Origin of the sequence: Mycobacteroides sp. CBMA 271, assembly GCF_009729205.1 — a bacterium.
GTDB lineage: Bacteria > Actinomycetota > Actinomycetes > Mycobacteriales > Mycobacteriaceae > Mycobacterium.
In genome coordinates this window covers 248,903-268,105 of sequence record NZ_VTHB01000007.1, presented here as the reverse complement: position 1 = coordinate 268,105, position 19,203 = coordinate 248,903, and the positions used below count along the sequence as shown (strand labels likewise).

General features: G+C 65.4%; 23 protein-coding genes. 9 read left to right on the top strand and 14 right to left on the bottom strand.

The window, feature by feature from the left end; translation table 11 throughout:
- Positions 1 to 11: 11 nt before the first annotated feature.
- The 7 genes from FZI91_RS19360 to ppgK all read right to left on the bottom strand — a co-directional run bounded on the left by FZI91_RS19360 (position 12) and on the right by ppgK (position 6,273).
- A complete protein-coding gene (locus FZI91_RS19360) occupies positions 12 to 1,388 on the bottom strand; it encodes an FAD-containing oxidoreductase (RefSeq protein ID WP_155940678.1) in 1,377 nt (458 codons plus the stop codon).
- On the bottom strand, positions 1,385 to 1,867 hold the full coding sequence (locus FZI91_RS19355) for a DUF4126 domain-containing protein (protein WP_155940677.1): 483 nt from the start codon (positions 1,865 to 1,867) through the stop codon (positions 1,385 to 1,387). The genes FZI91_RS19360 and FZI91_RS19355 overlap by 4 nt, the downstream gene beginning before the upstream one ends.
- A 75-nt stretch (positions 1,868 to 1,942) precedes the next feature.
- Positions 1,943 to 2,500 (bottom strand): methylated-DNA--[protein]-cysteine S-methyltransferase, encoded by a 558-nt coding sequence (locus FZI91_RS19350; protein WP_162526002.1) that lies wholly within the window; start codon positions 2,498 to 2,500, stop codon positions 1,943 to 1,945.
- A 49-nt stretch (positions 2,501 to 2,549) separates the two neighbouring features.
- Positions 2,550 to 2,759: a hypothetical protein gene (locus tag FZI91_RS19345; protein ID WP_155940676.1), complete on the bottom strand. Its 210-nt coding sequence runs from the start codon at positions 2,757 to 2,759 to the stop codon at positions 2,550 to 2,552.
- 19 nt (positions 2,760 to 2,778) lie between these two features.
- Positions 2,779 to 3,717 carry a hypothetical protein gene (locus FZI91_RS19340; RefSeq protein WP_155940675.1) on the bottom strand — a complete coding sequence of 313 codons (939 nt, stop codon included), beginning with the start codon at positions 3,715 to 3,717 and terminating at the stop codon, positions 2,779 to 2,781.
- 203 nt (positions 3,718 to 3,920) lie between these two features.
- The gene (locus FZI91_RS19335; protein ID WP_162526003.1) at positions 3,921 to 5,318 is read right to left on the bottom strand and encodes an RNA polymerase sigma factor; all 1,398 of its coding nucleotides are present in this window, start codon (positions 5,316 to 5,318) and stop codon (positions 3,921 to 3,923) included.
- Between the two features lie 151 nt (positions 5,319 to 5,469).
- Positions 5,470 to 6,273 (bottom strand): polyphosphate--glucose phosphotransferase, encoded by an 804-nt coding sequence (gene ppgK, locus FZI91_RS19330; RefSeq protein WP_155940674.1) that lies wholly within the window; start codon positions 6,271 to 6,273, stop codon positions 5,470 to 5,472.
- A gap of 135 nt (positions 6,274 to 6,408) precedes the next feature.
- Between ppgK and FZI91_RS19325 the strand changes: the two genes are divergently transcribed.
- On the top strand, positions 6,409 to 7,251 hold the full coding sequence (locus FZI91_RS19325; RefSeq protein WP_155940856.1) for an inositol monophosphatase family protein: 843 nt from the start codon (positions 6,409 to 6,411) through the stop codon (positions 7,249 to 7,251).
- Here the strand turns inward: FZI91_RS19325 and cei are convergent.
- Positions 7,248 to 7,895 (bottom strand): envelope integrity protein Cei, encoded by a 648-nt coding sequence (cei, locus tag FZI91_RS19320; protein ID WP_162526004.1) that lies wholly within the window; start codon positions 7,893 to 7,895, stop codon positions 7,248 to 7,250. The two genes, FZI91_RS19325 and cei, sit on opposite strands and share 4 nt — an antisense overlap.
- Positions 7,896 to 8,096: 201 nt before the next feature.
- Here cei and FZI91_RS19315 point away from each other — a divergent pair, with 201 nt between their 5' ends.
- Entirely contained in the window at positions 8,097 to 8,399 is a 303-nt protein-coding gene (locus tag FZI91_RS19315; RefSeq protein WP_043077966.1) for a DUF4193 domain-containing protein, read from the top strand.
- Between the two features lie 33 nt (positions 8,400 to 8,432).
- On the opposite strand, the gene FZI91_RS19310 is transcribed toward FZI91_RS19315, so the two are convergent.
- Positions 8,433 to 8,945 carry a DUF3093 domain-containing protein gene (locus FZI91_RS19310; RefSeq protein ID WP_309224120.1) on the bottom strand — a complete coding sequence of 171 codons (513 nt, stop codon included), beginning with the start codon at positions 8,943 to 8,945 and terminating at the stop codon, positions 8,433 to 8,435.
- Between FZI91_RS19310 and dut the strand changes: the two genes are divergently transcribed.
- Entirely contained in the window at positions 8,938 to 9,420 is a 483-nt protein-coding gene (gene dut / locus FZI91_RS19305) for a dUTP diphosphatase (protein WP_166548264.1), read from the top strand. The two genes, FZI91_RS19310 and dut, sit on opposite strands and share 8 nt — an antisense overlap.
- Entirely contained in the window at positions 9,420 to 10,166 is a 747-nt protein-coding gene (locus FZI91_RS19300) for a DUF3710 domain-containing protein (protein ID WP_155940673.1), read from the top strand. The genes dut and FZI91_RS19300 overlap by 1 nt, the downstream gene beginning before the upstream one ends.
- A gap of 35 nt (positions 10,167 to 10,201) precedes the next feature.
- On the opposite strand, the gene FZI91_RS19295 is transcribed toward FZI91_RS19300, so the two are convergent.
- Positions 10,202 to 10,606 carry a nitroreductase family deazaflavin-dependent oxidoreductase gene (locus FZI91_RS19295; RefSeq protein WP_155940853.1) on the bottom strand — a complete coding sequence of 135 codons (405 nt, stop codon included), beginning with the start codon at positions 10,604 to 10,606 and terminating at the stop codon, positions 10,202 to 10,204.
- Positions 10,607 to 10,680: 74 nt separating this feature from the next.
- Complete coding sequence (locus FZI91_RS19290; protein ID WP_155940672.1) at positions 10,681 to 11,541, bottom strand: NAD(P)H-binding protein; 861 nt, start codon at positions 11,539 to 11,541, stop codon at positions 10,681 to 10,683.
- A 139-nt stretch (positions 11,542 to 11,680) separates the two neighbouring features.
- Here FZI91_RS19290 and sigI point away from each other — a divergent pair, with 139 nt between their 5' ends.
- The gene (sigI, locus tag FZI91_RS19285; RefSeq protein ID WP_155940671.1) at positions 11,681 to 12,562 is read left to right on the top strand and encodes an RNA polymerase sigma factor SigI; all 882 of its coding nucleotides are present in this window, start codon (positions 11,681 to 11,683) and stop codon (positions 12,560 to 12,562) included.
- 1 nt (position 12,563) lies between these two features.
- Here the strand turns inward: sigI and FZI91_RS19280 are convergent, their stop codons facing one another.
- Complete coding sequence (locus FZI91_RS19280; RefSeq protein ID WP_155940851.1) at positions 12,564 to 13,226, bottom strand: alpha/beta fold hydrolase; 663 nt, start codon at positions 13,224 to 13,226, stop codon at positions 12,564 to 12,566.
- 159 nt (positions 13,227 to 13,385) lie between these two features.
- Here FZI91_RS19280 and FZI91_RS19275 point away from each other — a divergent pair, with 159 nt between their 5' ends.
- Positions 13,386 to 13,757, top strand: a complete 372-nt coding sequence (locus FZI91_RS19275; protein ID WP_030093774.1) for an OB-fold nucleic acid binding domain-containing protein — start codon at positions 13,386 to 13,388, stop codon at positions 13,755 to 13,757.
- Positions 13,758 to 14,504: a DUF3159 domain-containing protein gene (locus tag FZI91_RS19270; RefSeq protein ID WP_162526005.1), complete on the top strand. Its 747-nt coding sequence runs from the start codon at positions 13,758 to 13,760 to the stop codon at positions 14,502 to 14,504.
- A gap of 19 nt (positions 14,505 to 14,523) precedes the next feature.
- Here the strand turns inward: FZI91_RS19270 and FZI91_RS19265 are convergent, their stop codons facing one another.
- Entirely contained in the window at positions 14,524 to 15,183 is a 660-nt protein-coding gene (locus FZI91_RS19265; protein WP_162526006.1) for a TrkA family potassium uptake protein, read from the bottom strand.
- Positions 15,184 to 15,211: 28 nt separating this feature from the next.
- Entirely contained in the window at positions 15,212 to 15,904 is a 693-nt protein-coding gene (locus tag FZI91_RS19260; protein ID WP_309224121.1) for a TrkA family potassium uptake protein, read from the bottom strand.
- 120 nt (positions 15,905 to 16,024) lie between these two features.
- Between FZI91_RS19260 and FZI91_RS19255 the strand changes: the two genes are divergently transcribed.
- Entirely contained in the window at positions 16,025 to 18,019 is a 1,995-nt protein-coding gene (locus tag FZI91_RS19255; RefSeq protein WP_162526007.1) for an APC family permease, read from the top strand.
- An 11-nt stretch (positions 18,020 to 18,030) separates the two neighbouring features.
- Positions 18,031 to 19,197, top strand: coding sequence for a class I SAM-dependent RNA methyltransferase (locus tag FZI91_RS19250; protein ID WP_155940669.1), 1,167 nt, complete (start codon positions 18,031 to 18,033; stop codon positions 19,195 to 19,197).
- Positions 19,198 to 19,203: the final 6 nt, after the last annotated feature.

The window sequence follows — 19,203 nt, the reverse complement described above, 5'->3', positions numbered from 1 at the left end:
CGTCCTTGAGATCAAGCCAGCGGCTGGAGATCACCTAAGACTGTCGGCAGAAATTCGGCAACGGTGGGATGGATATGTACAGTGCGCTGTAGTTGTCGCGCCGGGACGCCATACTGCATGGTGTCGAGCAGGCAGTGCACCACCTCGTCGCCGCCGACCCCCAGGATCGTCGCGCCCAAAATGAGGTCGGTGTCGGCATCCACCAAAACTTGCATGTAACCGTCGGTTTCGCCCTTTTCGAGAGCGCGGCCCACCTGACTCATAGGCTTGCGTCCAACGAGCACGGCGCGACCGGAGGTGCGCGCCTGCGTCTCCGTCATCCCGACGCGGCCCAGCGGCGGGTCCGTGTACAGGGCATAGCAGGGCAGCCGATCGCTCACCCGTCGCGGATCGTCATCGAGCAGGTTCGCAGCGACGATCTCGAAGTCGTTGTATGAAGTGTGGGTGAATGCGCCGCGGCCGTTGCAGTCGCCCAGCGCCCAGATGCCCGGCACATTGGTGCGTAGCTGATCGTCGACCGTGATGTATCCGCGGTCATCGGTGACCACTCCCGCGTGGTCCAGGCCGAGGTCGTCGCTGTTGGGGCGGCGCCCCACCGCGACGAGTACATGGGATCCCGCCACTTCGGGCGCACCCCGGGTGCAGTCAACACCGACGGCCACTCCGTCGCCCCGACGAGACAGGCTGATGCATGAGGCGTTGAGGCGGAAGGAGATTCCCTCACGTTCCAGAACCTCCTGGATGACCGCCGACGCGTCAGGATCCTCACGTTCCACGAGCCGCGGTCCCCGGTGCACCACGGTGACCTCGCTGCCGAACCGGCGGTAGATCTGCGCGAATTCCAACCCCACATAGCTGCCGCCGATGACGACGAGATGCTCCGGGATCCCGTCGTATTCGATGAGCGAGCTGTTGGTCAGGACCGGAACGTCGTCGACGCCCGGCCAATCCGGGACCACTGCCCGCCCACCGACATTGAGGAAAATCCTTTCAGCCGAGATGGTCTCGTCGCCCACGGCGAGCTCGGTCGGAGAGACGAAGCTGGCGTGTTCGTGGTAGATCGCGCAGCCGAGATCCTTGAGCCACTTCTCGCCACCGTTACGCGACGGCAGGATCACCGAATCCTTGCGCTCCCTTACACGATTCATGTCCATCCGCACCGAACCGTCGACGACAACGCCCCAGCGTGCGGCATCGCGGGCCATGTGCGCGGCGTATGCGCTGGCGACCAGCGCCTTGGTGGGGCGGCAGCCGGTGTTGACGCACGTCCCGCCGAACAGGTGTCGCTCGACGATCGCCACTGTCATCCCGGAGTCGCGTAGGCGGGCGGCCAGCGACGGACCGGCCTGCCCGGCGCCGACGACGACGGCATCGAAGTGGGTGGTCATGCCGCGAGAGCGAAGGTGATGGCGAGCGCCGTGGCGACAGTTATCGCATCCTCTGTCAGCGCCGCGGGCAGATCCTTGCCGAAGGCGTCGGCCAGCTTGCCGCGGGCCCATGCCCCGCCGAGCGTCCCGATCACCGCGCCGACGGCACCAAGCAGCAGCCCGATGGCGAGCGCGGGGGAGCTGCCGCCCGCCAGGGTGCCGAAAACGGCCCCGTAGAACCCGCCGAGCACAACTCTCGCCGCGAAGGCCGGCGGCGCCTTACGGCTTGGCGTCCTGGGCAGCTTGTCGTTCACAATCTCGCCGACCGCCAGCACCGTGGCGACGATGGCAACGATCAGACTGGCCAGGAACGATGCCCAGGTACCTTCCACGGCAAGGCATTTGAAGAATGCGGCCCAGCTCAAGACGGCTAGGGGAGTCACGGCGCGTAGGCCCGCGACGATTCCGATGAGAAGGGCAGCTACGTACAAACCGGTCATGGGTTCTCCCGATATTTACGCCGACGACGTTGGTACAGCTGGGCTAGAGCGTAGACCCGCGGTGTGGCTTTCGCGTCAGAACAGCGTGGGGTCGTCGAATCCGGGGGCATGCTCGAGCCTGAGCAGTTCCCGCTTGGTCACGACGCCTCCGTACGCGGAGAAGCCGTGCAGGCTGTGGTCGGCGGCCAGCACCCGGTGGCAGGGGACGAGCAAGGGAATCGGATTGCGCCCCAACGACTGTCCGACGGCCTGGGCCGCACCAGGTGCGCCGACTGTTGACGCCACGTCGCCGTAGCTGCGGGTCCTGCCGGGGCCGATGGCCCTGGTTACCGCGTACACGTCTCGATCGAAATCGGTGATGTCATCCAGATCCAGGCGAACCCACTGCAGATCGTCATCCTCACCCGCAAGCACACGCCGAATACCGTCGATCGTCTCGGCCACGAAGGGAGGCGGCGGGAGTTCGCTTCCGGCGGGGCGCCGGATCCGGGCAAGAGTGGCCGCATCGTCGTGCTCGGGGAGCTGCAAGGCGACGATGCCCTCAGAGCTCCACGCGATGGCGCAGGTGCCGATCGCAGTGTCGAAGAAGCAGTGGCCGACGGTGCTCACGCTGCCCAGTATGGCCGGACCCACCGACAGGTTGTTGTCGCCGGTGGGTCCGCGCCGTGGGGTGTCGTGACCGTCATTCCAGCGCGCGCCTCAGTTCCGCGATCGCGGCGGCCTTCTCCTCGGCAGTGAGATCTGGATCGCTCGTGACGATCTCGATCTTGTGCTCGATGAATGCGCGGTCATCCGCACCCTCCCGGTGCCGGCGGCTGAGTTCTTCGAACTCCTGCCGCCGGTCGGCGATCGGGCCGGTACCGGGAGGGGGAGGCGATCCGTCATTGCTCATGAACGCTGCTCCTGTTCGGTCAACTCTTGACCACGAACGAGTAGTTCGGGTCCAGGAACAGTGGCGAGAACCCATGTCCATCATTGCGTATGGTCGAGTCGGCCGCACGCAGCAGCGCCCATTGGCCCCAGTTGCCCGCGGCATCGCGGCTGACCAGCATCGTGTTGAGGAATCCGAGCCAGCGGGTGTTCGTGTAGCTGTTCTGGAATGTCTCGACGATTGGTCCCCAGCTGCCTACCCAGCCCGAAGTCTGTTCTGCGGTGGTGGATTGGTAGTCGAAGCGGTACACGAGATCCCAACGGTTGGCGGCGCGGTTGTGCAGCAGTACCTCGTTGCGCCACCGATTCGGTGCGATTTCGAACGACTGATTCCACACCAGCAGCGTCTGCAGGCCCCAGCCGTGGGACGAGGTGCTACGCAGATACGACGTCAGATTCGCGAACGGGATGTCGGTCTGCCAGTGATCCGAGCGCGCCCAGTCGAACACCTTGAATCGGGCGATGTCCTGCGCGTGGTACGACACAAACGCCTCGACACCCTTCTGGGCTCGGTTGGTGGCGGTCAGGTACAGGTAGTCGGCCACGTTCCCGCCCGGCTGATGCGGGCAGACGATCTCGTAGTAGAACGAGGTACCGCGCGCGAAGCGAGTGCGAAAGCTGTTCGTATAGAACATGCCGTAGCCGACACCGCCAGGTGGAGGGGTTATCGCGGCGGCGAGTTCGGCGATGTCCGCCACTCCCGCGGCCTCGGCTAGTGTCTCCTCGCCCTCGCGGCGGATGGCCGTCGAGAGCTTCGGATGTGATTGCAGCACGGCCAGTTTCGATGCGAGGAAGGCCCGCTCGGCGTACGGGTCCTTGGTGGTCTCGGCGGTCAGCTTGCGGAACTTGCTGCGCCGATCGGCGACCTCACCGTCCAGGGGCGGCGGCGCGGTCACTTCCGTGTCGAGTGTTGCGGTCATGGTGTGTCCTTCGGTTCCAGCCCGATGACTGTCACCGGGGTGGAACCATGCTGTGGCAGCGGACAACCGCTCAACATGCGTAGCGGGCTACTCCATTCCGGATACCGGGATGCACTCGCCCTAATACGCCGAGCGTGAAGCCACTGCGGAAAATCGGTGGGGAATCCCGCAATGGCTTCACGCTCGGCGCGAAAAGGGAAAAACTAGTCCAGGTAGTCGCGCAGCACCTGCGAACGGCTGGGGTGCCGCAGCTTGCTCATGGTCTTGGATTCGATCTGCCGGATGCGCTCACGGGTCACCCCGTACACCTGGCCGATCTCGTCGAGCGTGCGCGGCTGGCCGTCGGTAAGGCCGAACCGCAGCCGCACCACGCCGGCTTCGCGCTCGGAGAGCGTCTCCAGCACCGACTGCAGCTGATCTTGTAACAGCGTGAAGGAGACGGCGTCAACGGCCACTACAGCTTCGGAGTCTTCGATGAAATCGCCGAGCTGCGAATCGCCTTCGTCACCGATGGTCTGATCCAGCGAGATGGGTTCACGCGCGTACTGCTGGATCTCCAGCACCTTCTCCGGCGTGATGTCCATTTCCTTGGCCAGCTCTTCGGGCGTGGGTTCGCGGCCCAGGTCCTGAAGCAGCTCGCGCTGGATGCGCCCGAGCTTGTTGATGACCTCGACCATGTGCACCGGGATACGGATGGTGCGGGCCTGGTCGGCCATCGCGCGGGTGATGGCCTGACGGATCCACCAGGTGGCGTAGGTCGAGAACTTGTAGCCCTTGGTGTAGTCGAACTTCTCAACCGCGCGGATCAGACCGAGGTTGCCTTCCTGAATGAGGTCCAGGAATGCCATGCCGCGGCCGGTGTAGCGCTTGGCCAGCGACACCACCAGACGCAGGTTCGCCTCCAGCAGGTGGTTCTTGGCGCGGTCTCCGTCACGGCAGATCCACGACATGTCGCGACGCTGGGCGGCGGGAAGCTTCTCGCCCTTCTCGGTCAGCTCGGTCACGATCTGGGTCGCGTACAGACCGGCCTCGATCCGCTTGGCCAGCTCAACTTCCTCTTCGGCGTTGAGGAGGGCGACCTTGCCGATCTGTTTGAGATACGCACGCACCGAGTCGGCGGAGGCGGTGAGCTCGGCATCCTTACGGGCCTGGCGCAGCGCCTCGGACTCCTCTTCGTCCCAGACGAAATCCCCTGATGCCTTGTCCTTATCGGACGGCTCTTCGCTCTCGGCTTCCGCTTCGGGCTCGGCGGCAACATCGGCGAGATCGGCCTCGATCTCGGCGTCGTCAGCGAGGTCTTCGCCGGGTTCGACCTCCGCGTCCTCGGCGCTGCCCTGCGGTTCCAGTTCGGGATCGACTGCCTTGGCTGCGGCCTTCTTGGCGGGGGCCTTTTTAGCGGGGGCCGCCTTCTTGGCGGGTGCCTTCTTGGCGGGCGCTGCCTTAGTGGCGGTGGCCTTTTTTGCGGGCGCTGCCTTGGCGGCGGCTGCCTTTGCCGGTGCCTTCTTGGCCGGTGCCTTCGCGGGCGCCGCGTTGGGGGTGGTGGTGTTCGACGGTGCTGCGGCGGTGGCCTGTTTTACCGGAGATGCTTTCGTGGCTACCACGTACGCCCTTCCTGACTACTTCGTCGACGCGCATGGGCATGCAAAATCGAGAATCTTGGCTGTCTTTTGGTGTTCGCCGCTAGCTCGGGGGCTCCTGTGTGCGGCTGCTGAATGCCATTGTAACGATAAGAGTGGGGTACCTGTGAAAAAGCTAAGGCGAGACGCCAGCGTGTGCGGCCATTGCGGCACCGACGATCCCCGCGGTGTTCTGCAGCGCAGCGGCCACCACGGGTGTGCGGTTGGTCAATAGCGGCACCCATTTTTCTGCCTTGCGGCTGATGCCGCCGCCCACGATGAACAGGTCGGGCGACAGCGCGTTCTCGACCGCCTCCAAGACCTTGGTGACCTCGGGTGCCCACTGCTTGTAGCTCCAGTCGTTCTTTTCCTTCACCGACGACGCCGCGCGGTGCTCGGCCTCCATGCCGCCAACCTCGATGTGCCCGAATTCGGTGTTGGGCAGCAAGATTCCGTCATGTAGGACGGCAGATCCGATGCCGGTTCCGAACGTCAGTAGGACGACCACGCCCGACTGGTCCTTGCCCGCGCCGTACCGGTCTTCGGCCAGCCCGGCGGCGTCGGCGTCGTTGAGTACGGTGACGGTTTGGCCGTCCAATTCCGCGCTGATGATGTCGTGGACGTTGACGCCCAACCATGATTTGTCGACGTTTGCGGCGGTGCGTGCCTCGCCGTGCACGATGACGCCCGGATATGTCACGCCGACGGGTCCCGTCCACGAGAAATCGCGCACGACTGTGGCGATGGTCTCGGCGACGGACTTCGGCGTGGCGGGCTGCGGAGTCGGGTATTTGACCCGTTCGCCGACTAGCTCGCCGGTCGTCAGGTCCACGATCGCGCCCTTGATGCCGCTGCCGCCGACGTCGATGCCGAACGCGCGCTGTTCTGCGTTACCCGCTCCCGTTGCAGGTGCGGACGTTCCGGATTCGGTGGCGGTCATCGACGCTCCTGGGTCCTGGGTCTAGATGGCTGGCGAACACGCTGAATGCGAGTGACACCCTAATGCCCCGCGGAAGGATGCGCGGGACCGTCGTGGTTGTGCTGCGATAGACGCGTGGGTATCGATCCGGGAGTGCTGCGGTCGGTGGCGGTGCGGCTGGCTTTCGAGGCCGCTGAATTCGTGCGGCATCGCCGAAACACCGTCGATTGGACGGCCTCCGTGCGCACCAAGAGCACCGACACCGATCCGGTGACGCTCGTCGACACCGAATGTGAACGGCTGTTGCGGCGCCGGATCGCGTCCTTGCGACCCGATGACGCGGTCCTGGGCGAGGAGGACGGGCAAAGCGGCGGCTCATCCGTTCACGGTCTTCGCGCAAGCGGCTCATCCCAAGTCCGCTGGGTCCTCGATCCGATCGACGGGACGGTCAACTTCGTCTACGGCATTCCGGCGTACGCGGTCTCGGTGGCGGCGCAGGTCGACGGGGTGTCGGTGGCGGCCGCAGTGGCCGATGTCGCCGCGCAGCGTGTCTTCTCAGCGGCCTCCGGCAGCGGCGCGACCGTCCGCGAGGCCAATGGCCTGGAGCGACCGCTGGCGTGCACTCAGGTCCGCGAAACACGGCTCGCGTTGGTGGCCACGGGTTTCGCGTACTCGGCGGCGCGGCGGGAACGTCAGGCGCAGTTGTTGGCGCGGCTGTTGCCCCGGGTGCGAGACGTGCGTCGGATCGGCTCGGCGGCGCTGGATTTGTGCGCGGTGGCCGAGGGGCGGGTCGATGCCCAGTACGAGCATGGGCTGGGGCCCTGGGACTGGGCCGCCGGAGCGCTCATCGCGAGCGAGGCCGGCGCGGTGCTGGTGCTGCCGGACGCCGACGCGCCCAGCGCGGACGGTGTGCTGACCGCGGCGATGGCTCCCGGAATTGGGCAGGAGTTCGCGCAGCTTCTCGCCGACGTTGATGCCTGCTCGCCAATTCCCGGCTAGCAGGTGCTCTGCCGCGCCCGGGAGATGAGATCGGAATTGGCCTGGTTACCGGGTTTGAGACTGCTCAGCGCCGAGGTGACGGCATTACCCGAGGCGAGCTCGGTGAACTCGCTGCCGAGCGCCAGGTCCACGGAATCGTCGGATCGCTTGTCCTCGACGAACTCGACACACGGCGCCACCAGCGAAAGCGTCACGGCATTGGCGTACCCGGATTCCCCGAACCGGATCTGGCCGACGCAGTTCAGCCGGGATCCGCTGGGGTAGGAGGGGTCGTTATCGGCGGTCGGCGAGGGGAATCCCAGGTCGCGCAGCGAGGTGGACACATCTCCGGCCTGACCGGCCTGGCCGTTGGCGTTGAGGACGCGCACCTTCACGTCGTTGAGAGTCGCGGGGCTGGTGCTCGCCAGTGACGAGCGGGTTACCGGCCTGCCGATGCCGGCGGCTCCCGGCTCGGTCTGCTGGGCGGGTGGGTTACATGCCGTCGCCTCCTTGACCGGCGCTTCCCGGGTGAGCGCGGAGGCCCAGACGAACACGGTGACGGTAAGAAGCACTAAACCGGCGATCAGAGCTGGCAAATAGTTCCGGCGGCGGAACGGACGCCCATAGCTGTCTACGGAGGAGCCCTCGGTGATGTCTGCGACCACGGATGGCACTCTAGGCCAGCGGACTTCCGTGCGACAGACAGCGAAATAGACTGGCCGTCCACTACCGTGTGATGTAAATCACACAAGGAACACGTCCGATACGGGCACTAATAGTTTGTGATGTCCGTTTCAGCCTGGTACAAAGCCTTGCTGCGCCTATATGCAAGCGTGATTACGAGATGTTGATAAGGGGATGAACCCATGGCTACCGACTACGACGCTCCGAGGCGAACCGACGCCGACGATGTGTCAGAGGACTCGCTAGAGGAGCTCAAGGCTCGTCGAAACGAAGCACAGTCGGCGGTGGTCGATGTCGATGAGGCGGAAACCGCCGAATCGTTCGAGCTACCGGGCGCCGACCTGTCCGGCGAAGAACTATCGGTTCGGGTTATCCCGAAGCAGGCCGATGAGTTCACGTGTTCGAGCTGCTTCCTGGTGCATCACCGCAGCCGACTGGCCAGTGAGAAGAACGGCCAGTTGATCTGCACCGACTGCGCGGCCTGACGGCTGCGGAGCTAGGACGCGACTAGCTCGCGACTAGCTCCGCAGGGCAGCCACCACCCGATCTGGGTGACGGCTGCTCACCAGCCAGTACGGTGTCGGATCATCCGGGTCGTCGAGTACCACCAGGACCATCGGGCCGATCCACGCCCGATGCACGACGAAGGCTGCCGGGTCGAGCTGGCGGCCCAACGCTGCGCTTTTCGCGCTAGCGGGGATTGCCGCGGACTTGGTGATCACGCTGACCGGCAGATGCGCCGAACCCGCCCGTAGCTCGGCGACGCCGTCCGGTCCGGTCGTCACTTCCACGCGGATCCTGCTGAACCACAACAAGACCCCCGCGACAATCGCGAACAGGATCGGATACGGCACCCACATGGGCAGTTGCCGCATGCCCTGATTGATCTCCAGCCCGAGCAGCGTTGCCGCGCCGAAGCCGGGCAGCGCCCACCACCACGGAACCCACAGCCGCTCGGCGTAGCGGATATCGGAAGCGTCGCTGGGGGAGTCCGTCACGCGGCCAAGGGTAGTCTGGGCGATCGTGCCCACACCTACGACTTCGACTTCGACGCTGGCGGTCGTTCGCCTCGATCGCGAACTGCCCTTGCCTTCCCGCGCGCATGCCGACGACGCGGGAGTCGATCTCTACAGCGCCGAGGACGTCGTGCTCGAACCCGGCCGTCGGGCGCTGGTGGGTACCGGAATCGCCGTGGCGATCCCGTCGGGAATGGTTGGATTGGTGCACCCGCGTTCGGGTTTAGCTGCGCGCGTGGGTCTTTCAATCGTCAACAGCCCCGGCACGATCGATGCCGGATATCGTGGCGAAGTGAAGCTCAGCCTGATTAACCTGGACCCTGAGGCCCCGATCGTCATTGCCCGTGGCGACCGGATCGCTCAGTTGTTGGTGCAGCGGGTCGAGTTGCCTGAGTTGGTTGAAGTGGATTCTTTTGACGAGGCCGGTCTGGCCGTGACTACCCGGGGTACGGGCGGGCACGGTTCCAGCGGCGGACATGCGAGTTTGTGATGGCATTGCACCGCAGTGGCGGTCTCAACGATCTGGACGACGCCGACGCTTCCGCTTCGGACGCGGGGTCGGCCGAAGCGTTTGACGGCCCATACGAAATCGAAGACTTTGACAGTCCCGAGGACGCCGCAACGGGACGACTGAACCTAGGGTCGGTGCTGATCCCGGTGCCCGAAGCGGGGCAGATTCAGGTCGAGTTGACCGCCGCCGGTACACCCGGCGCTGTCTTCGTGCTGACTCCCAACGGACGTTATTCGGTGGCCGCGTACGCCGCCCCGAAGTCCGCCGGTTTGTGGCGCGAGATCGCCGGCGAACTGGCCGAGTCGCTGCGCAAGGAATCGGCCGAGGTGTCCATCGCCGACGGTCCGTGGGGCCGGGAGGTTGTCGGCGTCGCCGAAGGCGGCTCCGTGCGCTTCATCGGTGTGGACGGCTATCGCTGGATGATCCGCTGCGTGTTGCAAGGCCCCGCCGAGACGTTTGATGCCCTGGCCGAGGAGGCGCGCGACACGGTGGCCGACACCGTCGTTCGGCGCGACGACAGTCCGTACCCGGTGCGCACTCCGCTGCCGGTGGAATTGCCTGAACCGATGCTGGAGCAGCTGCAGGCGGCCCAGGCGCAAGCGATGGCTGAGGCCGAGGCCGCCCAGCAGGAGCTGCCTCCGCAGGACGACTCGGAGCCGACGGCCCGTCGTAGTGTGTCCGGCTCGGCCATGCAGCAGCTGCGGTCCACCATCACCGGAGGCTAGGTCCGGCGGGCGGGAGCGACAGCGACTTTGGGGATCTAATCCGGATCGAACCGGAACACCGCCAGCGTTCCGGCCAGGGCCTCAAACTCGTCCGGGGTCCCGTGACGAACCAGTCCGGCGCTTTTCGCGAACCGCACACCGACCGGCACTTTCATCGCAAACTCCCGCAGCGCGCGTCGCGCCGTCTCGGGTGGCACGGCGACGATCCTGACGTGTTGGACACGGTTGCGTCGGCTGAGCGTCCCAGAACCTGCCGCAGCGGCATTGCGTGGCCAATCAGAGCCCGGATAGCCACCGACGGCGTAGAGCTGACCGTCCATGTCGAACGGCGTGATCGGCGTGGGACGGGGTTGCCCCGTCTTGCGGCCGGGAACGGTGAGCACCATCGCCGGGCCGGTGGGGATGCCGAGACGATGGAGGGCCCGGACCATCTTGTTCATCGGTTTGAGCCATTGCGGAGGGCGCTGGGAGGATCCGCTTACCGGACGTCCATCAGACATGTTGGTCATGGCGATCATCCCTGCTGTGAGGCGAACTCGGTGCGTGCGAATTCGGCGCGGAATCGGTTGGCCCAGGATGCGAATGTCTCTGCGGGACGCCCGAGGATCCGGTCGACTTCGTGGGTGACGACCGCGGGCGCCGTGAGCGTGGCGGCCTGCATCGCCAGGTACGCGTCGGCGAATCCGTCAGGAAATCCCAGGCCGGTGAAGCGCTGACGCACGAAATCGTCGGGTACCTGCAGGTACTCAAGCGGTCGGTGCAAAACCTTCCCGAGCACCGCGAGGAGGCCGGCGTTGGTGAATGCCTGCGGACCGGTCAACGGCACGCGTTGACCGACGAGGTCGTCCGTCAACAGTGCGTGTGCCGCGACCTCGGAGATGTCCCGATCGGCGATCGGCGCGGCCGAGGCGAATGCATACGGTCCACGGACGACATCGCCGATGGTGAGCTGGGTCGACCACATCCCGAGGAAATTGGAGGCGAAGACGGTAGGGCGCAGGCTTACCCACTCCACTCCGGACTCGACTGCGTACTGTTCGACCTCCTTGTTGCGATCTCCGCGGAATCGGGAAGGTTGCCGGGAGAAGTCGTCCTCGCAGTTGATCGCCGAGAGCGCGACGAGACGCGTAACACCCTCGTGTACAGCCTGTTTCGCGAAGTCGGCGAGATCGTCGCCCAACGCCCGTGAATTCAGGAAGACGGCCGTGGCACCGCGCAGGCCCGCTCGGGCAGATTCGACGGTTTCCACACGCGGTGGCAGGCCTGCATGGATGGGCTGCCGGGTGACCGCGCGCACGTTGGCGCCGGCGTTGGTGAGTAGATGGACGAGCGGGCGCCCCACATTGCCCGTTGCGCCGGTGATGAGAATTGTCATGTCGGGTGCTCCATTTCGGGAGGTTGGGGATGGCGTTCCATATCGGCCACATGAATACGACGGGACGCGGCCAGGGAAAGTTACGAGAGTTGATCGGCTGGATTGGTAACTTTTCGGGGCGCAGAATCGTCGTAGTGACATGAGTGGTTCCTCACCTACCCACGACGCGCTGGTATCGGCAGCCTGGCGCGACCATTACCCGTACCTGGTGAACTTGGCGTATCAGATGCTCGGCGATGTCGGGGACGCCGAGGATGCCGCCCAGGAGGCCTTTGTGCGGCTGGCGCGCGCTGACGAGTCGGAGATCGACGAGCCGCGTGCCTGGTTGTCGGTGGTCACCGGCCGGTTGTGCCTCGATCAGCTGCGTTCGGCGCGGATGCGTCGTGAACAGGCGGGGGACGCATTGATGGTGGAATCAAGTGCACCGCTGCATGTTTCGGCGAATACGGATCCCGCCGACAAGGTCACGTTGGACGATGAGGTGAGCGGCGCCCTCTTGGAGGTGTTGCGCACGCTCAGCCCCGGCGAGCGGGTGGCCTTCGTCCTGCATGACGTGTTCGGCGTTCCGTTCGAGGAGATCGCGTCCGCTGTGGGCCGCCCGGTGGGCACCTGCCGGCAGCTCGCCCGGCGCGCGCGGACCCGATTCCAGCAGTCCACGTCGCGAACCAGTGAGGTGACCGGTGTCGAGCACCAGCAGCTGATCGGGCAGTTCGTCACCGCGTGCGCCAACGGGGATCTGACAGGGCTGATGGCGGTGCTCGATCCCAGTGTGTGGGGAGTCGGCACGATCATCGGAGATCCCGCACCACCGCCGCAGGTCAACCGCGGACGCACCGACGTCGCCACCAACCTGCTGGTGTATCTCGGCCACGGCGCCACCTTGGTGGGTGGACCGTTTGGGCAGCCGGTGCTGTTGGCGTTCGCGCAGCGCAGGCTGTTCGCGGTGCTCACCCTGACGGTGCACGACGGCCGGGTGCGCAAGATCGAGGCCACCGCAGACCCGGCGGCGCGCGGACTATGACTCAGATGGCGCGTAGGGCGCCGACACACGCCGCACCCAGGCGCGACGGGTCAGCGCCCAGCTGATCGAGCGTGAACGTCCGCAGCGCTGCACGCGGCGCCCACGACGCCCAGTCCTGGCCCACCGCCAGCGGATGTATCGGGTCGTCGGTGGCCGCAGCCACCGCCAACGGCACGGTTAACCCGCGTAGATCCTCCGCGGTGGGATTCACAAACGTCGACACCTCCGCCATCGCGTTGGGCAGACCCGGCCACTGCACGGCCCACGAGCGCGTGAGTTCGGCCGCAAGCCAGTCGGGGCTACCGGCCTGCATCGCGGCCGTTACCGCAGCCAATCCGTCGGTTCGCAGCGATTCGGCGGTGACCCGGGCCGACACCGAGGCCGGTGAGTTCTCCGGCGCACCCGTCCACGCGGGCATCGCCGCGAGCACGGCGACCGTCGCATGGGGGCTCTGCAATGCCCACTCCAACGCAACAGCGGCACCGATGGACACCCCGCCGACGATGATCGGGCCATCCTTGGCCGCCCGATCGAGCGCCCGCCGATAGCCATTGACCAGGTCATGAGGTTCTGGGCGCACCGCAATCAGGGTGACTCCCGCGTCGATCAAGGCAGGGCCGAAGGCCCTTTTGATGAAGTCGTCGTCGGAGCCGGTACCGGGCATGAGAACTGCCTTGTGGCCATGAACGCTGAAGGTCACACCCCTGATACTGCCCGGTGGGCCGGACACCCCGAGAGCCGCCTGGCATCGCGGGACGCAAAGGTCTACCGTGGCGGATGCACAGCTCAATCGATTGCGCATGCTGAAAGGCCAGGAGTGAAAGTGGCTACCACCGGCGGTTATCTGCGTCGACTAACCCGTCGACTGACAGAGGACCTGGAGCAAGTGGATGCCGAGAAGATTGGTGACGACGCCGCCGCCACTGGTGCTCAGCGCGTCATCGATTGTCAACGTGGTCAAGAAGTCACCATGTGCGGCACCTTGCGGACCGTCGAGACCAACTCCAAGGGTTGTGTCGCCGGGGTCAAGGCCGAGCTGTTCGACGGTACCGACACCGTGACTCTCGTCTGGCTGGGCCAGCGTCGCATCCCCGGCATCGAATCGGGGCGCACCCTGCTGGTGCGCGGGCGCCTCGGCAAGCTCGAGAATGGCGGCAAGGTCATCCATAACCCGTACTACGAAATTCAGCGCTAGGTGCCAGACACTCCATCGCACGAGCCATATGACGGCTCGGCTGACGTCGCTGCGCACGAGGGCCCGCACCTGAGGATCAGCGTGCCCGGGACTAAACCCGAAGAGCCGGGAAGCTCCCCGATGCACGAGATGTGGCATCAGGCCGGGGGATGGCAGGGCATCGTCTACTCCTCGATCCCGGTGATCGTCTTCGTGGTCGCGGTCAGCGTGTCCTCCCTGATGCCGGCGATTGTTGCTGCCCTGAGTGCCGCGACCCTGATTCTGATCTGGCGCCTGATTCGGCGGGAATCGCTGCAACCGGCCATTTCCGGATTCATCAGCGTCGGCATCAGCGCCCTGATCGCCTATCTGCTCGGAGAAGCCAAGGGCTACTTCCTCATTGGGATCTGGGCCAACTTCTTCTGGGGTCTGGTGTTCCTGGCGTCGGTCATCGTCCGTCGCCCGATCGTCGGCTACGCCTACAGCTGGGCCACCGCTGGTGACATGTCGTGGCGCGACAATCGGCGCATTCTGACGGCGTTCGATATCGCCACGGTGTCATGGATTGTGTTGTTCGCCACCAGATTTGTTGTGCAGGAGTGGCTGTACCTCGCGGGCAACACGGCCTGGCTGGGTGGCGCGAAGATCGCGATGGGCTGGCCGCTGACGGCCGTCGGGGCGTTGGTCACCCTGCTGGTGATCCGCTACGTGCGACGCCACACCGAAGAAGCGGCCGAGGTGCCCACCGAGCCAGAGACGACCGCGTAGCCTCTCTGACTCGGCGCGATTACTCCGGCAGTACTGCCCGGTGCAGCTCATCCTCGATGTCCGCGGTGGCGACCAGAATCAGCTCGTCGCCGCCCTCAAGCGGCTCATCGGGCTGAGCCGAGATCACCCGCGACCCACGCAGAATCGCCACCAGCACCGCATCGCGCGGGAGTTCCAGCTTGCGCACCGGCTTACCGCCCCACGGCGTGTCGTCGGGAAGCGTGATCTCCACCAGATTGGCCTGCCCACGACGGAACTCCATGAGCCGCACCACGTCGCCCACGGCCACAGCCTCCTCAACGAGGGACGCCAGCATCCGCGGTGTCGACACCGCCACATCGACACCCCAGGCATCGTCGAACAGCCACTCGTTGCGGGGATCGTTCACGCGGGCCACCACACGCGCGACCGCGAACTCGGTCTTGGCCAGCAGGCTCAGCACCAGATTGGCCTTGTCGTCACCGGTCGCCGCGATCACCACGTCGAAGGTGTGTAGTTCCTCGGCCTCCAGCAGGCTGATCTCGCAGGCATCGCCAAGACGCCAGTGCGCCTCGGGTACCGCTTCGGGATCGATGTGCTCGGGGTTGCGTTCCAGCAGGGTGACCTCGTGGCGGCTCTCGATGAGCTCGCGCGCGATCGACCGGCCGACGGCGCCGGCGCCACCGATGGCAACTTTCACTAAACCTGCTCCTCTTCGCGCAAGCGGCTCATCGGTGCGCCCCCGACGGCTCGTCGTCGGCGTCTTCGCCGGGCGGTTGTGCGGCGATCGCCATCGCTTCGGCGGCGCGGCCCGACACTGCGGATACGTACACCTCGTCGCTGTCCTGGATCACCGTTTTGGCGTCGGGAAGGACGCCGGTGCCGAACCGGATGATGAAGGCGGCCCGTGCGCCGGTGGCAGTCTCCAATGCGGTGACGCGCTTGCCGATCCATTCCTCGTGCAGGGTCAGCTCGGTGACGACGACCGAGCCGGACGGGTCACGCCACTTGGTGGTGTCGCTTTCCCTGGTGAGGGCATGCAGCAGCCGATCGGTCGCCCAGGGCACGGTGGCGACGGTCGGTATACCCAGCCGCTCGTAGACGGCGGCGCGTTTCGCGTCATAAATACGTGCCACTACGCGCTCGACACCGAAGGTCTCGCGGGCCGCCCGGGCCGAGATGATGTTCGAGTTGTCGCCGGAGGAGACCGCGGCGAACGCCTGCGCCCTCTCGATACCCGCACGTAGCAGGACATCGCGATCAAAACCCATGCCGACGATGCGTTCGCCAGTGAATTCGGGGCCGAGTCGGTTGAACGCCGATGCTTCCTTGTCGATGATCGCCACTTCGTGGCCGATCCTGGCTAGGCCGCCGGCCAGCGCAGCGCCCACGCGTCCACAGCCCATCACCACTACTCGCACCAGTCGACCTTTCCGGATAAGGCTTCGTCGCAATAGTTAGACACCGCGTCACGGCACTATCCGCAGCGATGTCAAGTGAGACCGTACCGCGATTGCTCGCGTGGCCTAAGGTTGGCGTTCGTGTCTACGCTTTCCAAGCTGTCGACGGCGGCTCGGCGCCTGGTAATCGGCCGACCGTTTCGCAGTGACAGCCTTGGCCATACCCTGCTGCCGAAGCGGATCGCGCTACCGGTTTTCGCCTCCGACGCGCTGTCTTCCGTGGCGTACGCGCCCGAGGAAATCTTCCTGGTGCTCTCGGTCGCGGGAATGTCCGCCTATGCCCTCACGCCGTGGATCGGGCTTGCCGTCGCCGCCGTGATGATGGTGGTGGTCGCGAGCTACCGGCAGAACGTGCATGCCTACCCCTCCGGCGGAGGTGACTACGAGGTGGTGACCACCAACCTCGGGCATACCGCGGGTCTGACGGTCGGTAGCGCGCTGCTGGTGGACTACGTGCTGACCGTTGCTGTTTCGATGTCCTCGGCCATGTCGAACATTGGGTCGGCCGTCCCGTATGTGGCGCAGCACAAGGTCGTCTTCGCCGTCGCCGCGATCGTGATCCTGATGTCGATGAACCTGCGCGGTGTCCGCGAGTCGGGGAACGCGTTCGCGATTCCCACCTACGCCTTCATGATCGGGATGTACCTGATGCTGGGCTGGGGGCTGTTCCAGATCTACGTTCTCGGCACACCGCTGAGGGCGGAATCGGCAGCCTTCGAGATGCACGGTGAGGGTCACGACCTCATGGGCTTCGCGTTGGTTTTCCTGGTGGCCCGGTCATTCTCCTCGGGATGTGCCGCCCTGACGGGTGTGGAAGCAATCAGCAATGGCGTGCCGGCATTCCGGAAACCTAAGTCGCGTAACGCCGCAACGACGCTGCTGCTACTCGGTGGCATCGCGATCACCCTCTTCATGGGCATCATCTTGTTGGCCGAACGCACCGGAGCCAAGATCGCGGAGGATCCCGCCCAGCAGCTGGTAGGTGCGCCTGCCGACTACCACCAGAAGACGCTGGTCGCCCAGCTGGCCGAGGCTGTGTTCGGGGACTTCCGGATCGGGTTCCTGTTCATCACTGTGGTGACCGCCCTCATCCTGGTGCTGGCCGCCAACACCGCGTTCAACGGTTTCCCGGTGCTCGGATCGATTCTGGCGCAAGACCGTTACCTGCCGCGGCAGCTGCACACCCGCGGCGACCGGCTGGCGTTCTCCAACGGCATCATCTTCCTGTCGGCCGTCGCGATCCTGTTTGTGGTGGCATTCAAGGCCGAGGTGACCGCGCTCATTCAGCTGTACATCGTCGGTGTCTTCGTGTCCTTCACGCTCAGTCAGATCGGCATGGTGCGGCACTGGACTCGGCTGCTCAAGACTGAGACCGATCCGGCGATGCGCGGCAAGATGATTCGCTCGCGCATCATCAACACCATCGGTTTCATCATGACCGGCACGGTGCTGCTAGTGGTGCTGGTCACCAAATTCCTCGCCGGCGCGTGGATTGCGATCCTGGCGATGGGGGTGTTGTTCGTGCTCATGAAGATGATTCACAAGCACTACAACACGGTGGCTCGTGAGCTGGACAACCACGAGGGAGAAGTGGTCCTGCCCAGCCGCACTCACGCGGTGGTCCTGGTTTCCAAGGTGCATCAGCCCACGCTGCGCGCGCTCGCGTACGCCCGCGTGACCCGGCCCGATGTCTTGGAAGCGGTGACTGTCAGCGTGGACGATCGGGATACGCGAGAGCTTGTTCGGGAATGGGAGACAAGCGATATCAGCACCCCGCTCAAGGTGATCGCTTCGCCGTACCGCGAAATCACCCGGCCAATACTCGATTACGTCAAGCGCATCAGCAAGGAAGCGCCGCGCACGGTCGTGAGCATCTTCATCCCCGAGTACGTAGTGGGGCATTGGTGGGAACAGGTGCTGCACAACCAGAGCGCGCTGCGCCTCAAGGGGCGTCTGCTGTTCGTCCCTAACGTCATGGTCACATCGGTTCCGTGGCAGCTTGATTCGTCCGAACGTCGCCGGGAGCTCGATGAGCAGTTTGCGCCCGGCGATTCACGGCGCGGTTTCGATTCGTGATGGCCCGCTAGATGACTATCGGCGACATCTTGGAGGTCGAGACCGGCGGCCCGGCGAACGGCGGCAGTGTGGTGGCCCGGCAGGACGGACGGGTCATCTTTGTCAGATACGCGCTGCCGGGGGAGCGGGTGCGGGTACAGATCACCGACGACCGGCAAGCCAGTTTCTGGCACGGCGCCGCCGTCGAGATCCTCGACCCGTCACCGCATCGCATCGAACCGCTGTGTCCTATCGCGCACGGTAGGGGCGAATCCGGGTGTTGTGACTTGTCATTCGCGGATCCCGCATATCTGCGGGAGCTCAAGGGCGATGTGATCAGTCAGCAATTGGCACGGCTCGGCAAGTACGACTGGCAGGGCGTGGCCGAGCCGGTGGGCAGCGGCGACTCCACCGGTTGGCGGACCCGGGTGCGTCTGGACGTGAATGCTTTGGGGCAGCCGGGCTTTCATCGCTATCACAGCGACGAACTGGTGACCGATCTGCGGTGTGCTCAAGTGGTGCCGGGCCTGCTGGACGGGCTGGATGAGCCAAGTCTCGGTTCCGAGGGGCCGCTGCACGCTGTGATGGATGATCAGGGTCGCCGACATGTGCTGCGCGGACGCGCGATCGCCGAAGGCGAGGATGTAGCGGTGCAGAAGGTGGGGGATCGGCACTGGTTGGTGCCAGTGACGGCCTTCTGGCAGGCGCACCGCGACGCGGCGAGTATGTACAGCCGGCTCGTCGCAGACTGGGCCGAGCTGGAACCGGGGATGACGGCGTGGGACCTGTACGGCGGCGTCGGCGTTTTCGCAGCGGCATTGGGAGAAGCGGTGGGGCGCACGGGGCGTGTCGTGAGTGTGGACACCTCACGTCCGGCCTACCGCTGTGCCAAGGGCGCGTTGGGGGATCTGCGCCAGGTGAGCATGATCTGCGGGTCAGTGCGCCATGCCGTGCGGGATCTAGGCGAGGCCGATGTGGCGGTGCTGGACCCGCCTCGGGCGGGTGCTGGCCGCGAGGTCATCGGACGAATCGCCGAGGCGAAGGTGCCCAGGGTTATTCATATCGGCTGTGAGGCAGCGGCATTCGCACGCGATGTGGGTCTGTATCTGGAACGCGGATACCAGGTGCGCCAGCTGCGGGTGTTCGATGCGTTCCCGCTGACCCACCACATCGAAAGCTTCGCGCTGCTCACCCGATGAGAGAGC

Bases quoted from the DNA above. Each gene is read 5' to 3' on its own strand.
- FZI91_RS19360 (WP_155940678.1), bottom strand. From the start codon at position 1,388: ATGACCACCCACTTCGATGCCGTCGTCGTCGGCGCCGGGCAGGCCGGT.
- FZI91_RS19355 (WP_155940677.1), bottom strand. From the start codon at position 1,867: ATGACCGGTTTGTACGTAGCTGCCCTTCTCATCGGAATCGTCGCGGGC.
- FZI91_RS19345 (WP_155940676.1), bottom strand. From the start codon at position 2,759: ATGAGCAATGACGGATCGCCTCCCCCTCCCGGTACCGGCCCGATCGCC.
- FZI91_RS19340 (WP_155940675.1), bottom strand. From the start codon at position 3,717: ATGACCGCAACACTCGACACGGAAGTGACCGCGCCGCCGCCCCTGGAC.
- ppgK (WP_155940674.1), bottom strand. From the start codon at position 6,273: ATGACCGCCACCGAATCCGGAACGTCCGCACCTGCAACGGGAGCGGGT.
- FZI91_RS19315 (WP_043077966.1), top strand. From the start codon at position 8,097: ATGGCTACCGACTACGACGCTCCGAGGCGAACCGACGCCGACGATGTG.
- FZI91_RS19300 (WP_155940673.1), top strand. From the start codon at position 9,420: ATGGCATTGCACCGCAGTGGCGGTCTCAACGATCTGGACGACGCCGAC.
- FZI91_RS19295 (WP_155940853.1), bottom strand. From the start codon at position 10,606: ATGAACAAGATGGTCCGGGCCCTCCATCGTCTCGGCATCCCCACCGGC.
- FZI91_RS19290 (WP_155940672.1), bottom strand. From the start codon at position 11,541: ATGACAATTCTCATCACCGGCGCAACGGGCAATGTGGGGCGCCCGCTC.
- sigI (WP_155940671.1), top strand. From the start codon at position 11,681: ATGAGTGGTTCCTCACCTACCCACGACGCGCTGGTATCGGCAGCCTGG.
- FZI91_RS19280 (WP_155940851.1), bottom strand. From the start codon at position 13,226: ATGCCCGGTACCGGCTCCGACGACGACTTCATCAAAAGGGCCTTCGGC.
- FZI91_RS19250 (WP_155940669.1), top strand. From the start codon at position 18,031: ATGACTATCGGCGACATCTTGGAGGTCGAGACCGGCGGCCCGGCGAAC.